The organism is Micromonospora sp. NBC_01699, from assembly GCF_036250065.1.
Lineage (GTDB): Bacteria > Actinomycetota > Actinomycetes > Mycobacteriales > Micromonosporaceae > Micromonospora_G.
In genome coordinates, this window is sequence record NZ_CP109199.1 from 8,032,903 (window position 1) to 8,045,866 (window position 12,964).

The following is a 12,964-nucleotide window of genomic DNA, read 5'->3' on the forward strand; positions in this document are numbered from 1 at the left end:
TTGGATCTACTGTGGACGGCGCTGGGACGGCGCGGGGATCAGTCGGTGAACGGGCCGAGAATCGGGCGCTTGGCGGTGATGGTGTCACCGGAGGAGCGGCCGGTCAGCCGACGCTTGAGCCACGGGGCCAGGTGCTGCCCGGCCCAGCGCAGGTCGGCATTGCGGGCCGCCAGCCACGGCGTCGGCGCCGGCTGCGGCGGTACGACCAGCCACTGCTCGTCCGGCGCCAGGCCGAGGGCGCCCAGCACGTGCCCGGCCACCCGCCGGTGACCGGCGGCCGAGAGGTGCAGTCGGTCCACACTCCACAGTTCCGGGTGCAGAAACACATCGTCGGCGAAGAGGTCGACCAGTCGGGCGCCGTACCGATGGGCGGTCTCGCCGACGGCCCGGTTGAGCATCGCCACCCTGGGTGCCATCATCCGCTGGCCCGGCAGCCGGGACATCACGTCGGCGAACCGGAACACCAGTACGTCCGCCCCGTTCTCCCGGAACTCCCGGATCACCCGGTCGAACCGGCTGGTCAGCGCCTCCGCGTCGAAGTTGCGACGCAGTACGTCGTTGCCGCCGGCCGCGAAGCTGACCAGGTCGGGGCGCATGGCCAGGGCCGTGGGCACCTGCTCGGCCACCACACTCGGGAACAGGCGTCCCCGGATCGCGAGGTTCGCGTACCCGAAATCGGGGCCGGCCTCGACGGCCAGGCGGGCGGCGACCAGGTCGGCCCACCCCCGATAGGTGCCGTCCGGGTACGCGTCGTCCATGCCCTCGGTGAAGCTGTCCCCCACCGCCACGAAGCTGCGCCAGCGCATCCGCATCCTCCTGAATCCGCCGCCTGCCACCAGGTCCGTTCGGAGTCTTGCACCCGCCGAAGCGAGGTTACCGCCGGGTACGCCGAAAGTGGCGGCGCCGACAACACCACTCGGCACCGCCACGCTCGGGACCCCTCGCCGGGGGTAGGTCGGAACTATCCGGTGACCTGCCACAGGAACTCGAAGGGGGCCTTGTTGTCCTGGGTACGGCGGTCCTGGCTGGCCGACACCTCGACCCCGCCGGTCATCGTCACCAGCTCGCCCCGGTAGACCAGGGTGAAGATGGCGCTCACGCTCTTGTTCACGCCGATCTTGGGCACGGTGCAGATCATGACCACCGGCGGCCCCTGGTCGTTGATGCCGCAACCGGCCTTCGTGCCCTGCGCCCGTACCAGGGTCACGCCCTTCGGCAGCGTCAGATGCACCACTGGCGGTTCCGCGGTCGCCGGGCCGACGTTGCGTACGGTCACCGTCACCTCGCCCTCGTAGTAGCCGTCCGCATGCATGGCCATGACCGGGTTCGCGGCGGTGACCCGTAGGTCGGCGCTGACGTCGGGGAACCTGGTCGGACCGGCGACCTGCTGGAAGCGGCCACCGAGCCAACGGTAGTCACGCCACTGCTGCGGCGCCGACGAGAATGCCTGCTGGTCGCCCCACCGCGCCCGGACCGTCCCGGACGGCCCGGCCGCCACCGCCTGCAACACCTCCGGCACCGACTGGTCCGGCCCCGGCGCGACGTTGACCACCTGGCCGAAGGTCTCGATCCCACCGTCGGCACCGCGCTTGAATACCAGCACCTGCTGCGCGTGCACCGCGTGTGGGCTGCACACGACCAGCGCCGCCATCTCGTTGGAACCGTCGCCGTCCACGTCGACCGGAACCGGCTTGTCCAGGATGGCGAACGCCATCGGGGAGTCGGGCTGGGGTCGGTAGACGTGATTGCCCTTGCTGAACCGGAACGTTCCGGCCGGGCAGGAGGTGGTTCCCCAGGCCGGCAGCGTCAACGACCCGTTCTCGATCTCGTCGGGCGTCAGCGGCGGGGCGGGCGGGTTCCCGACGGTCCTGGTCGGCATCGGCGTCGGCGTCGGGGGCGTGGTCGGGGTCTCGACCACCGGCGGCGTCGTCGTGGCCGGCGCGGGTCCGCCGTCACCACGGGGAAAGAAGGCGAACGCGGTGCCGGTCGCGGCACCGAGCATCACCAGGGCCGCGGCCGAGGAGGCCAGGGTGCGTTGCAGGCCGAGGCGGTGAGACGTACGCAGGGTGCGGTCCCGCAGGTCCACCGGCGCGGCCTCCTCCGCCAGGTCGGCCAGGTCGCTGCGAAGACGGTCGAGGTTCATCGGGCGCTCCCTTCCAGGAGGTACATGTCGGCGAGTTCGGGGGCGACGGCGCGTAGCCGGGCGAGTGCCCTTGAGGTCTGGCTCTTGACCGTGCCGGCGGAGACGCCGAGCAGTTCGGCCGCCTCCGCTTCGCTGCGGTCCTCGAAGAACCGCAGCACCAGCACCGCCCGCTGCTTCGCGGACAGCTTCAGCAGCGCGGCCCGCAGGGACAGCCGCAGTGCGGTCTGGTGCGCGTGGTCGGTCGAGGCGTCCCGACGCGGCTCGGGCAGCTCACCGGTCATCGACTCGGCCACCCGGCGCCGCCGCCACCAGGAGACTTGCAGGTGGTACATGGTCTTACGGGTGTACGCCTCGGCGTTGCCGGTCTCGTGCAGTCCCCGCCAGGCCCGGTGGGTACGAGCCAACGCCGACTGGACCAGGTCCTCGGCCAGGTGCTGGTCCCCGGTCAGCAGGTACGCCGAGCGCAGCAGCGCCGGGGTACGCGTACGGACGAAGGTGTCGAACTCGTTAAGCGAGGGATCCACCCGAACCGGTCCTTGGGGTAGTGGAACGTGGGCAAGTCATGCCACCCAAGACGCGACCTTGCGACGCGAGGTTGCCGGTCGTACGAAATGCTTGGACGTCGGGTTTGTGACATGCCAGGCTGCCTGGATGCTGCTTCGGATGTCCACGCTCTTCCTTCGTACGCTGCGGGAGGATCCGGCGGACGCGGAGGTGCCGAGCCACCGGCTGCTGCTGCGGGCCGGCTACGTCCGGCGGGCCGCGTCCGGCGGCTACACCTGGCTGCCGCTGGGCAAGCTGGTGCTGGACCGGGTGGCGCAGGTGGTCCGGGACGAGATGGCCGCGATCGGCGGCCAGGAGATCCACTTCCCGGCCCTGCTGCCCCGTGAGCCGTACGAGTCGAGCGGCCGGTGGACCGAGTACGGCGACGACATCTTCACGCTCAAGGATCGGCGCGGCGCCGAGCACCTGCTCGCGCCGACGCACGAGGAGATGGCCGCACTGCTGGTACGGGACCTGTTCAGCTCGTACCGGGACTTTCCGGTGATCCTCTACCAGGTACAGACCAAGTTCCGGGACGAGGCGCGGCCCCGGGCCGGGTTGCTGCGCGGGCGGGAGTTCCTGATGAAGGACGCCTACTCGTTCGACCTGAACCAGGCCGGGTTGCAGGCCGCGTACGACCAGCACCGGATGGCGTACCAGCGGATCTTCGACCGGCTCGGGCTGGACTACACGATCGTCGCCGCCTCGTCGGGCTCGATGGGGGGGTCCGCGTCGGAGGAGTTCCTGGCCGCCACGCCGGTTGGTGAGGACACCTTCGTCGGCTGCACCGCCTGCCACTACGCGGCGAACACCGAGGCGGTGACGACGCCCGCGCCGGCCTCGGGAGACGTGCACGCGTTCGCGCCGGCGCAGGCGTACGACACCCCGGACACGCCGACGATCGAGTCGTTGGTACAGCTCGCGAACGCCCGTCGGCTCGGTGGTCGGGACGACTGGACGGCCGCGGACACGTTGAAGAACGTGGTCCTGTCGGTACGCCGGGTCGGGGTCGCCGAACCGGAACTGCTGGTGATCGGGATACCCGGCGACCGGGAGGTGGACCTGAAGCGGGTCGGGGTGGCGCTCTACCCGAACACCGCCACCCTCTTCGACGGGTTCGCCGACCGACCCGACCTGGTCCGCGGCTACATCGGGCCGCAGGTGCTGGCGAAACTCGGCATCCGGTACCTGGTCGACCCCCGGGTGGTGCCCGGCACCGCCTGGCTGACCGGCGCGAACGAGCCCGGCCGGCACGCGGTCAACGTGGTCAGCGGCCGGGACTTCATCGCGGACGGCACGATCGAGGCGGCCGAGGTCCGGGCCGGTGACCCCTGCCCGGCCTGCCGGTCCGGGAAACTGACGATCCGCCGGGGGATCGAGATCGGGCACATCTTCCAGCTCGGTCGCCGGTTCATCGACGCCTTCGCGATCGACGTGCTCGGTCCGGCCGGAAAACCGGTCCGGCCGATCATGGGCTCGTACGGCATCGGGGTCTCCCGCGCGGTAGCGGCCATCGCCGAACAGCACCACGACGAGCAGGGACTGGCCTGGCCGGCGGCGGTCGCGCCGGTCGACGTACACGTGGTGGCGGCGGGCCGGGGGCCGCAGGTCGAGGCGGCGTTGGGCCTCGGCCGGGAGTTGGCCGACGCCGGCCTGCGGGTGCTGGTCGACGACCGGTCGCAGGTGTCGGCCGGGGTCAAGTTCGCCGATGCCGAGCTGATCGGCATTCCGCGCACGGTAGTGGTCGGCCGCCGGCTCGCCGACGGGTACGCCGAACTGCGCGACCGGGCCAGCGGTGAGCGGACCGAACTGCCGGTCGCCGAGATCGTCGCCCAGCTCACCGGGCTGCGCCGGCTGGCCGAGTAGCCGCCCCGGCGCTGACCGGTCACCGGTCAGCGCCACTGACGGGCGGCGCGGCCGTCAGTTCCGGTGGCCGGCGCGCAGCGAGTCGTAGTAGCGCAGGCACTCGTCGTACGCCGGGAGCAGCCCCGCCTCGCGCACCTCGGCCAGGCTCGGGCCGTTGGCGTCCCGCTCGGAGAACTTCGGGGTGATGTCGGTCGGGATCGGCAGGGCGAGTTCCTCGTCCAGCACGTTCACGATCCGCTCCCGCTTGGGGGCGTAGCCGGTCGAGCAGACGTAGCTCAGCACGGTGTCGTCCTCAAGCGCGACAAAACCGTGGCCCAGCCCCTCGGAGAGATAGAGGGCGCGGTAGTCGATCGTGTCCAGCCGGACCACCTCGTGCTGGCCGAACGTCGGCGAGCCGACCCGCAGGTCGACCACAATGTCCAGCAGGGCGCCCTGCGGGCAGTAGACGTACTTGCCCTGACCGGGCGGTACGTCGGCCCAGTGGATGCCCCGGACCACGCCGCGGCTGGAGACACTGTGGTTCATCTGTACGGCGGACAACTGGAAACCCAACACGTCGGCGAACGCGACGGCGTCGTACCAGACGAGGAAGTTGCCACGGCTGTCGGGGAATTGTTGGGGCACGAACTCCCAGGCACCGGAGATCGACAACTCGGTGGCTTTCACCTTTTCACCTTTCACGCAATCAGCAACAGCACACGATACCGGGCGAGGCCGAACATCCAGGTGAGGTGGGGATCCCAACCGGGTGTGACGTTCCGGCCACGGGGTACCGGAATGACATCGACGTACACATTTCACGGAGGCTTTCATGACCAACTATCGGGTCGCCGACCTGATGACCCGACAGGTTGTATACCTGTCGGCGCAGACCACCCTGGACGAGGCGGCCAGAGCGATGGCGGACGCGGACATCGGCGACATCGTGGTGACCGACGGGCAGAGCCTGTTCGGCATGGTGACCGACCGGGACATCGTGGTCCGGGCGGTGGCCGAGCACAGGGACCCGGCGAAGACGACGCTCGGCTCGATCGCCACCCGGGAGATCGTGATGATCGAGCAGAGTTCGACCGGGGCCGAGGCGGCCCGGATGATGCGGGAACGGGCCGTACGCCGGGTGCTGGTCTGTGACTCGGACCGTCAGCTCGTCGGGATCATCTCGCTGGGCGACCTGGCCCAGCAGCTCGACCCGTCGTCCGCGCTGAGCGAGATCAGCGAGGCGAGTTCGAGCAGTTGACGAGGGGCTGGGTAGCCTGGGTCGCATGCCACCGAAGCTCGCCGAGATCGTCGAGGAGTTCGCCTCCGCCCCGCGTGACCTGGTGCTGGAGATGCTGCTCGAATACTCCGACGCGGTCCCGCCACTGCCGGCCGAGCTGGCCGGGCACGCCGGCATGGAACAGGTCCCGGAGTGCCAGACCTCGTTCTTCCTGCGCGCCGAGGTGACCCCGGAACGTACGGTCGACACCTGGTTCGACTGCCCGCCGGAGGCGCCGACCACCCGCGCGTTCGCCGGCATCCTCGCCGAGGGGCTGGCCGGGGCGAGCGCCGAGGAGGTGCTCGCCGTACCGGACGACCTCTACCAGCGGATGGGCCTGGCTCAGGCGATCAGCCCGTTGCGCGTACGCGGCGGCACCGCGATCCTGGCCCGACTCAAGCGGCAGGTACGGGAACAGATCGGCTGACCCGGCGCGTTGCACCTGTGCGTGGAAATCGATCTCTATGCGGACGTCGTCTGCCCCTGGTGCTACATCGGTAAGACCCGACTCGAAGAGGCGCTCAGGGCGTACGACGGCGAGGTGACGGTCCGGCTGCGGCCGTTCCAGCTCGACCCGTCGCCGGTGCCCGAGCCGCTGCCGATACTGGAGGCGCTGGGCGCCAAGTTCGGTGGCACCCAGCGGGCGGAACAGATGATCGCCCGCGTGGTGGACGTCGCCGCCGGCGCCGGGCTGACCCTGCACTACGACCACGCGTTGGCCGCGAACACCTTCGACGCACACCGGCTGGTCTGGTTCGCCGGGCAGCGCGGGCTGGACAGCAGGATGGTCGACGCGCTCTACCGGGCCCACTTCGTCGACGGGGTCGACGTCGGTTCACCGGCCGCGCTCGCCGGCGTGGCCGCCGGGGTCGGGCTGGACGAGACCGAGGTACGGGAGTTCCTCGACTCCACCGCCGGCACCGACGAGGTACGGGCCGAGCTGGCCGAGGCCCGCGAGTTGGGCATCAGCAGCGTGCCAACCTACGTACTGGCCGGCAAGTACGCGGTCACCGGCGCCCAGGAGGCGGAGACCCTGCTCGCGGCACTGAACGAGGTGGCCCAGCGCGAGGCAGCCGCCTGACCGGCACATTCGGATGTTGCACGTGAAACAGTATTGATATACATCGAAGCGCCGAGTGGGGGCGCCAGGGCAGGGCGCCGGACCCGATTCCCCGTGTCGGGTCCGGCGCCCTCCCCGCTCAGGGAGGTGTCCGATGGGCAGATGGAAGTGGTTCGCGAACCCGTACGAGCCTGAACCGAACGAAAGGACCGGTCCCGCGACGGCGTACGGCAGCAGGTCTGGCGCCTACCCTGCCGAGCCGTCGCCGGACGAGCGACGAGAGCAGATCAGCGACGAGCAGAACGACGTCGGGTAAGGCCACATTGAGCAGAACAGCATCGAGCAGAAGCGGGCCCGGATGCGCGCCAACCGGGGATCCCGTTGGCGGGCGATATGAGCGACGGCCCCCGTTCCACGAGCACGAACCTCAGTCCGGCGCTCTGGCCCGCCCTGCTCGCCGGTGCCCGCGTTGTTGCCGAGCGCCACGCGGACGGAATGCTGTGCGACTACCGCATCACCCCGGGCGTGTGCTCCCGGCTCAACGGCGCCCAGACGTACCTGACCGACCCTGAGATGTTGCGGGTGGAGCGCAAGGCAGCAGAGATCAAGGACAGGTCATGAGCCGCCCGAACGTCGCCGTCGGGACGGTGTTGCGGCTGGCAGCGGGCGAATGGTCGGACGGTACGGGGCTACCCGCCGAGACTCACCTGGTCATCTGGGTGTCCCGGGTCCACACCGACCGCGCTCCCGAGGATGCTCCGGGGGTCTGGGTCACTGGGCACCTGTTGGAGTGTGAGTGGCCGACGTCCGACTGCACCTCACCCTGTAGCCATGCGTACGTCTACTGGGAACCGCTCGCACGAGCGGCGGCATCGGAGTGAGTCGGCACGACGAACCGGTGGACCAGGCCACGCTCCGGCTCGCCGCCGACCGGACATGGCGTCAGCACGAACCCGTCGACGCGGACAGGACGTATAACGCGTCGAACTCGTACGCCTTCTTTGGTGTGCTCACATCAAAGAAGGTGTACGAACAAAACGAGTAACCCGCTCCGGCGACGGAAGATTGGGTGGTTTGCGCAGAATGGCCAGCTCAGGCGGCCGGTCGGGCCAGGTCGGTCACCACGCGCGCGTTGGGCAGGGCGGCCAGGGCCCGGCCGGGCAGCGCGATCTTGCTGTGCCGTACGCCGGAACCGATGATCACGTACTTGGTGTCGACCACCCGCTCGTCGACCAGGATCGGCCACTCGGCGGGCAACCCGATCGGCGTGATGCCGCCGTACTCCATCCCGGTGAGGCTGACCGCCTCGTCCATCGGGGCGAAGCTCGCCTTGCGTACGTCGAGCTGGCGGCGCACCACGCCGTTCACGTCCGCCCTGGTGGTGGCGAGGATGATGCAGGCCGCGTAGCGGGTGACTCCCTCACGCTTGCCGGCCACCACCACACAGTTGGCCGACACGTCCAACCCGACCTCGTACGCCGCACAGAAGGCGGCGGTGTCGGCGAGCGTGGCGTCGATCGGCGCCACCAGGATGTCGTCCACCGGCACCGAGGACTCGACCGGCCAGCCCCGGACGGCCGTAGCCACCGGTGGGGCGAGCAGGTCGAGGCGGGTCCGGGCCGGTTCGGTGCGCAGGGTCCCCATCACGGCTTGATCCTCGCACCGCCGACGCCCGACCGCCCACCCAGGCCCACCTGGCAACAAGGGGCACGGACCAATGGTCAGCTTCCGCTGAGGAAGGCGTTCTCGCGGGCGAAGGTGCGTTCCTCCAGCCGGGCCCGCTCATCGGCCTGCTCGGCGCTCTCCTGCCGGGACTGGGCCACGTCCTGCAAGCCGTGGCGTACGGCGAGGCGCATCACGCCGTAGAGGCAGGGGAATCCACCGACGTACAGCAGCACTGCGGCAGCGAGTTCAAGCATGGCTTCACGTTAGGGCGACGGATTGTCCGAGAAGCCCTCATTTCTCGGCTGATCCCCCGTACGTGTCGGCGAGGTAGTCGGCCCAGGTACGGGTGCCGGTCGGGGTGGCGGCGGTGGTCAGCGCACCCGCACGCACCGTCCGGCCGAACGCGCCCGGAAACCGGATCGGCAGGATCGGCCGGCGTCGGCCCCGCGCGGTCAGCCAGGCGGCGGCCGCCTCGTCGTACCGGAGCACCTGCGGTCCGCCGTACTCCTCGATGGCCCGGCTCGGGCCGGCGTCCAGCCGGCCCGCGATCCGGCCGGCCACGTCGCGCGGGTCGACCGGCTGGGCCAGCAGGGCCCGGTCGCCGAGCACCGGCCCGAGCCGGCTGGCACCGCCGAGTATCTGGTCCAGCAACTGCGGGAACTGGGTGGCCCGCAGGATGCTCCAGGGCACCGCGCCCGCCGCCACAATCTGCTCCGCGGCGAGTTTGAGCCGGTAGTACCGCATCGGCACCTTGTCGATGCCGACGATGGAGACGTACAGCAGGTGACGTACCCCGGCCTCGGCGGCGTCGGTGACCAGCCGGCGGGTGCCGGCCACGTCGACCCGCCCGCTGTACGGCCCGGTGGCGGAGGCCAGGTGGACGACCGCGTCCACGCCGAGCACGGCCAGGTCCACGCCGGTACCGGCGGCCAGGTCGCCGACCACCCATTCGACCCCGTCCGCCGCCGGTCGCGGCCGTCGGCTCATTCCTCGTACGTCGTGTCCGGCGTCGTGCAACCGCGGTACGACCTCCCGGCCGAGCGTGCCGCTGGCACCGGTGACCAGAACCCTCATCGTGTGCTCCTTTCCCGATGGTGGGACGGGGTGATCGCTCGAAGTGTGACGGTGGCGTCGGTCACGGTTGACGAATTTGGCTAATGCCATTAACTTTGCGGTTATGACGATTAACTTCCTTGATCGCGGCGAAGGCCGGATCGCGTACACGGTGCAGGGGGAAGGTCCCCTGGTCATCTGCCTACCCGGTATGGGCGAGCTGCGCTCGGTATACCGGTTCACCGTGCCCGCCCTGCTCGACGCGGGCTACCGGGTCGCCGTACCGGACCTGCGCGGCCACGGCGACAGCGACGACGGCTTCCGCGACCACGACGACGAGGCGCTGGCCGGCGACGCCCTGGCCCTGATCGACCACCTCGGCGGCCCCGCCTTCCTGGTCGGCAACTCGATGGGTGGCAGCGCCGCCGTCCTCGCCGCGGCGGCCGAACCCTCCAGGGTCACCGGACTGGCACTGATCGACGCCCTGGTCCGGGACCCGAAACTGAACCCGGTCCTGGTTTCCCTGATGCGGCTGCTGCTGGTCAAGCCCTGGGGGCCGGCCGCCTGGCGGGCGTACCTCAAGACGCTCTACCCCGGACGGCCGCCGGCCGACCAGACCGAACACCTCGCCGAGATCGCGACGAGCATGCGCCGGGGCGACCACTGGCGCTCGTTCGTCAAGACCACCAGGCTGTCGCACGCCGTGGTCGAGGGACGGCTGGACGCGGTCCGGGCACCCACCCTGGTGGTGATGGGTGAGAAGGACCCCGACTTCCCCGACCCGGTGGCCGAGGCCCGGTACATGACCGAGCGGTTGTCCGCCGAACTGCTGCTGGTGCCCGACAGCGGGCACTACCCGATGACCGAGTACCCCGAACTGGTCAACCCGGCGCTGGTCGCCTTCGTCGACCGGGTCCACGCGAATGCCTAGAGCCGGCCTCACCCCGGCGATCGTGGTCGCCGAAGCAGCCAGGGTCGCCGACGAGCAGGGACTGGACCGGCTCACCCTGGCCGCCGTCGCACAGCAGCTCGGAGTCACCCTGCCCAGCCTCTACAAACACGTACGGGGTCTGGACGGGCTGGCGCAGCAGCTCGCCATCCGGGCGCTGGGCGAGCTGACCGAGCGGGTCACCACGGCCACGGTCGGCCTGTCCGGCACCGCCGCCGTACGGGCGATGGCCTCGGCGTACCGGGACTACGCCCGTACCCACCCGGGCAGTTACGCGGCCACGCTCCGGGCACCGGACCCCGGCGACCCGGCACACGTCGTCGCCGCCGAGCGGAGCGTGCGCGTGGTCTACGCGGTGCTCGCCGCGTACGGCCTCGAAGGGGACAGGGCGATCGACGCGACCCGGGCGATGCGCAGCGCCCTGCACGGGTTCGTCACCCTGGAGGCCGCCCACGGTTTCGGGCTGCCACAGAACCTCGACCGGTCGTACGACCTGCTGGTCGAGGCCCTCGACCGGGCACTGCGCAGCTGGCCCGAGGACTGAGCACCCCGACCGGGCCGGTCTAGGTACGGAGACTGACCCGGCCGGCGATCAGGCCACCGAGCAGGGCCAGGCCGGTGGCCACCCCGAACCCGGCCAGGTAGGTGCCCGGCCCCGGCGCCGCCGTCGCGGCCAGCAACGCCCCGGTGAACGCCAGTACGGTCGCACCCGACAGCGAATCGCTGAGCTGGAGCGCCGAACTGCTGCGCCCCTGTTCCCCCGGCGCGGACAGCTCCAGGGTCAGCACCGAGATCGACGGGTAGGCCATCCCGATGCCGAGGCCCGCCACCGCCCAGGCGAGGATGCCCAGCACCACCGGCACCGCCGTCGCCAGCATCAGCGGCGCGGCGGCAGCGACACCGGCGGCCATCAGCAGCAGCCCGAACCGGGGCAGCGTGGCCGGGGATTTCGGCTGCCGGACCCGGCCCTGCACCCAGGAGCCGACCGACCAGGAGACGGCACCGGCCGCGAGCGCGGCACCGGCCAGCGCCGGGGCGAGTTCCCGCTCCCGGGTGAGCAGCAGCGGGATGAACACCTCCGCCCCGAGGAACGCCGCCGCGGCCAACCCCCGCAACGCGATCACCGTCGGCAGCCCGCGCGCGGCCCGCAGCACCCCGGCCGGCAACAACCGGGGTACGCACACCGCCAGGCCACCGAGGGCCAGCGCGACCAGGACGACCGCCGTGGTGCCGCGCTGCTGCCCCCCGACGTGCAACAGCCCGGCACTCACGGCGGCCCCGCCCGCCCAGCCGATCCGGGCCACCGAACCGGGCGCCAGCCCGCGCACCGGTCGGTCCCGGCCCTCTTCCGCAGGCCGGTCCCGGCCCTCTCCCTCTTCAGGTCGATCCCGGCCCGCTCCCTCTTCGGCAGAGCGGTTGCCGAGTCGGCGCAGGGCGGGACGGATCAGCAGTACCGCGGGGGCGGCCAGGGCCGGTACCGCGAGGAACACCCAGCGCCAGCCGGCGTACTGCACTATCAGTCCGGCGATCGCCGGACCGACCAGCGACGGCACGACCCAGGCCGCGGCGAACGCGGCGAAGACCCGCCGGTGCAACACCTCCGGGTACGCCCGCGCCACCACCACGTACAGCGCCACGATCAGCAGTCCCGAGCCGAGTCCCTGAAGCACCCGCCCGATGACGAACTGCACCATGTTCGGGGCGGTGCCGGCGACCACCAGGCCGACGACGAACCAGCCGACACCGTGCCACACCGGGGCGGCCGGGCCCCGGGCGTCGCTCCACATGCCGGCGAGAACCATGGTCACCACACCGGCGGCGGCCGGCCCGCCGAAGGCGAGTGCGTACAGGCGCAACCCGTCCAGGGCGTCCGCGATCGTCGGCATGGCGGTGGCGACCGCGAGCGCCTCGAACGCGAGCAGCGAGATCAGCGCCACCATGCCGACGGTCAGCGCCCGGAACCGCCGGTCGAACAGCCCGCCCACCGGCGGGGTCGGTACCACCAGCGCGGCGGTCACCGGGACAACTCGATCATGGCTCGGTGCCCCTTCCCGTACGGCCGGCGGTCGACCGGTCCCGGGCACCAGCATCGGGCATGAACCGAGGTTGAGGTCAACCCGGAGGGCGGCTACGCCTGCTGCAACGCCTCACCCAGCCCCCGTGCCAACCCGGAAAAATGCTGGTCGGCGATGACATGACCGGCGGTGATCACCAACGCCAGCGGCCACTCGATGACCTGTAGGGCGGCGAGCAGGCCGAGACCGGCGTAGTAGGCGAGCTTGTCCGGCGGCGGCACCGCGATCTCACCGAGGCCGGGGATCCGCAGGCGTCCGGCGTAGGACTCGACCACCCTGCGCGGATCGTGCAGAACACTGGCGTCCATCGTTCCTCCCGGGGTCGACGTGTGCCGGTTGGCATTCCACGCGGGAC

The 12,964-nt window shown here is 71.0% G+C and carries 18 protein-coding genes; 9 read left to right on the forward strand and 9 right to left on the reverse strand.

Going from position 1 to position 12,964, the window contains the following annotated elements:
- Positions 1–38: 38 nt before the first annotated feature.
- The 3 genes from OG792_RS33380 to OG792_RS33390 all read right to left on the reverse strand — a co-directional run bounded on the left by OG792_RS33380 (position 39) and on the right by OG792_RS33390 (position 2,667).
- Complete coding sequence (locus tag OG792_RS33380; RefSeq protein ID WP_329105711.1) at positions 39–806, reverse strand: SGNH/GDSL hydrolase family protein; 768 nt, start codon at positions 804–806, stop codon at positions 39–41.
- A gap of 155 nt (positions 807–961) precedes the next feature.
- Complete coding sequence (locus OG792_RS33385; protein ID WP_329105713.1) at positions 962–2,143, reverse strand: hypothetical protein; 1,182 nt, start codon at positions 2,141–2,143, stop codon at positions 962–964.
- Positions 2,140–2,667, reverse strand: coding sequence for a SigE family RNA polymerase sigma factor (locus OG792_RS33390; RefSeq protein WP_329105715.1), 528 nt, complete (start codon positions 2,665–2,667; stop codon positions 2,140–2,142). Before OG792_RS33390 ends, OG792_RS33385 begins: the two co-directional genes overlap by 4 nt.
- 127 nt (positions 2,668–2,794) lie before the next feature.
- Between OG792_RS33390 and OG792_RS33395 the strand changes: the two genes are divergently transcribed.
- A complete protein-coding gene (locus OG792_RS33395) occupies positions 2,795–4,552 on the forward strand; it encodes a proline--tRNA ligase (protein WP_329105717.1) in 1,758 nt (585 codons plus the stop codon).
- Between the two features lie 54 nt (positions 4,553–4,606).
- Here OG792_RS33395 and OG792_RS33400 read toward each other — a convergent pair whose 3' ends face one another.
- Positions 4,607–5,218 (reverse strand): dTDP-4-dehydrorhamnose 3,5-epimerase family protein, encoded by a 612-nt coding sequence (locus OG792_RS33400; protein WP_329105720.1) that lies wholly within the window; start codon positions 5,216–5,218, stop codon positions 4,607–4,609.
- Between the two features lie 145 nt (positions 5,219–5,363).
- Between OG792_RS33400 and OG792_RS33405 the strand changes: the two genes are divergently transcribed.
- The 6 genes from OG792_RS33405 to OG792_RS33430 all read left to right on the forward strand — a co-directional run bounded on the left by OG792_RS33405 (position 5,364) and on the right by OG792_RS33430 (position 7,748).
- Positions 5,364–5,789, forward strand: a complete 426-nt coding sequence (locus tag OG792_RS33405; protein ID WP_329105722.1) for a CBS domain-containing protein — start codon at positions 5,364–5,366, stop codon at positions 5,787–5,789.
- Between the two features lie 16 nt (positions 5,790–5,805).
- Positions 5,806–6,234, forward strand: coding sequence for a SufE family protein (locus tag OG792_RS33410; protein ID WP_329111593.1), 429 nt, complete (start codon positions 5,806–5,808; stop codon positions 6,232–6,234).
- Between the two features lie 21 nt (positions 6,235–6,255).
- On the forward strand, positions 6,256–6,888 hold the full coding sequence (locus OG792_RS33415; protein WP_329105724.1) for a DsbA family oxidoreductase: 633 nt from the start codon (positions 6,256–6,258) through the stop codon (positions 6,886–6,888).
- Between the two features lie 133 nt (positions 6,889–7,021).
- On the forward strand, positions 7,022–7,183 hold the full coding sequence (locus tag OG792_RS33420; RefSeq protein WP_329105726.1) for a hypothetical protein: 162 nt from the start codon (positions 7,022–7,024) through the stop codon (positions 7,181–7,183).
- Positions 7,184–7,260: 77 nt separating this feature from the next.
- Entirely contained in the window at positions 7,261–7,488 is a 228-nt protein-coding gene (locus OG792_RS33425; protein WP_329105729.1) for a hypothetical protein, read from the forward strand.
- Entirely contained in the window at positions 7,485–7,748 is a 264-nt protein-coding gene (locus OG792_RS33430; RefSeq protein WP_329105731.1) for a hypothetical protein, read from the forward strand. Before OG792_RS33425 ends, OG792_RS33430 begins: the two co-directional genes overlap by 4 nt.
- A 211-nt stretch (positions 7,749–7,959) precedes the next feature.
- Here the strand turns inward: OG792_RS33430 and OG792_RS33435 are convergent, their stop codons facing one another.
- From OG792_RS33435 to OG792_RS33445, 3 genes are all read right to left on the reverse strand, one after another.
- Positions 7,960–8,511 carry a YbaK/EbsC family protein gene (locus tag OG792_RS33435; protein ID WP_329111595.1) on the reverse strand — a complete coding sequence of 184 codons (552 nt, stop codon included), beginning with the start codon at positions 8,509–8,511 and terminating at the stop codon, positions 7,960–7,962.
- A 77-nt stretch (positions 8,512–8,588) separates the two neighbouring features.
- Positions 8,589–8,786 (reverse strand): hypothetical protein, encoded by a 198-nt coding sequence (locus OG792_RS33440; RefSeq protein ID WP_329105734.1) that lies wholly within the window; start codon positions 8,784–8,786, stop codon positions 8,589–8,591.
- Between the two features lie 37 nt (positions 8,787–8,823).
- Positions 8,824–9,606, reverse strand: coding sequence for an SDR family oxidoreductase (locus tag OG792_RS33445; RefSeq protein WP_329105736.1), 783 nt, complete (start codon positions 9,604–9,606; stop codon positions 8,824–8,826).
- A 103-nt stretch (positions 9,607–9,709) separates the two neighbouring features.
- On the opposite strand from OG792_RS33445, the gene OG792_RS33450 reads away from it, so the two are divergent.
- Both OG792_RS33450 and OG792_RS33455 read left to right on the forward strand, forming a co-directional pair.
- Complete coding sequence (locus OG792_RS33450; RefSeq protein WP_329105738.1) at positions 9,710–10,516, forward strand: alpha/beta fold hydrolase; 807 nt, start codon at positions 9,710–9,712, stop codon at positions 10,514–10,516.
- Entirely contained in the window at positions 10,509–11,078 is a 570-nt protein-coding gene (locus OG792_RS33455) for a TetR/AcrR family transcriptional regulator (protein ID WP_329105740.1), read from the forward strand. Before OG792_RS33450 ends, OG792_RS33455 begins: the two co-directional genes overlap by 8 nt.
- Positions 11,079–11,097: 19 nt before the next feature.
- Here OG792_RS33455 and OG792_RS33460 read toward each other — a convergent pair whose 3' ends face one another.
- Positions 11,098–12,552 carry an MFS transporter gene (locus OG792_RS33460; RefSeq protein ID WP_329105743.1) on the reverse strand — a complete coding sequence of 485 codons (1,455 nt, stop codon included), beginning with the start codon at positions 12,550–12,552 and terminating at the stop codon, positions 11,098–11,100.
- A 110-nt stretch (positions 12,553–12,662) separates the two neighbouring features.
- Positions 12,663–12,917: a hypothetical protein gene (locus OG792_RS33465; RefSeq protein WP_329105745.1), complete on the reverse strand. Its 255-nt coding sequence runs from the start codon at positions 12,915–12,917 to the stop codon at positions 12,663–12,665.
- Between the last annotated feature and the right edge of the window lie 47 nt (positions 12,918–12,964).

Bases quoted from the DNA above. Each gene is read 5' to 3' on its own strand.
- OG792_RS33455 (WP_329105740.1), top strand. From the start codon at position 10,509: ATGCCTAGAGCCGGCCTCACCCCGGCGATCGTGGTCGCCGAAGCAGCC.
- OG792_RS33425 (WP_329105729.1), top strand. From the start codon at position 7,261: ATGAGCGACGGCCCCCGTTCCACGAGCACGAACCTCAGTCCGGCGCTC.
- OG792_RS33435 (WP_329111595.1), bottom strand. From the start codon at position 8,511: ATGGGGACCCTGCGCACCGAACCGGCCCGGACCCGCCTCGACCTGCTC.
- OG792_RS33445 (WP_329105736.1), bottom strand. From the start codon at position 9,606: ATGAGGGTTCTGGTCACCGGTGCCAGCGGCACGCTCGGCCGGGAGGTC.
- OG792_RS33420 (WP_329105726.1), top strand. From the start codon at position 7,022: ATGGGCAGATGGAAGTGGTTCGCGAACCCGTACGAGCCTGAACCGAAC.
- OG792_RS33405 (WP_329105722.1), top strand. From the start codon at position 5,364: ATGACCAACTATCGGGTCGCCGACCTGATGACCCGACAGGTTGTATAC.
- OG792_RS33395 (WP_329105717.1), top strand. From the start codon at position 2,795: ATGCTGCTTCGGATGTCCACGCTCTTCCTTCGTACGCTGCGGGAGGAT.
- OG792_RS33380 (WP_329105711.1), bottom strand. From the start codon at position 806: ATGCGCTGGCGCAGCTTCGTGGCGGTGGGGGACAGCTTCACCGAGGGC.
- OG792_RS33465 (WP_329105745.1), bottom strand. From the start codon at position 12,917: ATGGACGCCAGTGTTCTGCACGATCCGCGCAGGGTGGTCGAGTCCTAC.
- OG792_RS33450 (WP_329105738.1), top strand. From the start codon at position 9,710: ATGACGATTAACTTCCTTGATCGCGGCGAAGGCCGGATCGCGTACACG.
- OG792_RS33440 (WP_329105734.1), bottom strand. From the start codon at position 8,786: ATGCTTGAACTCGCTGCCGCAGTGCTGCTGTACGTCGGTGGATTCCCC.
- OG792_RS33385 (WP_329105713.1), bottom strand. From the start codon at position 2,143: ATGAACCTCGACCGTCTTCGCAGCGACCTGGCCGACCTGGCGGAGGAG.
- OG792_RS33430 (WP_329105731.1), top strand. From the start codon at position 7,485: ATGAGCCGCCCGAACGTCGCCGTCGGGACGGTGTTGCGGCTGGCAGCG.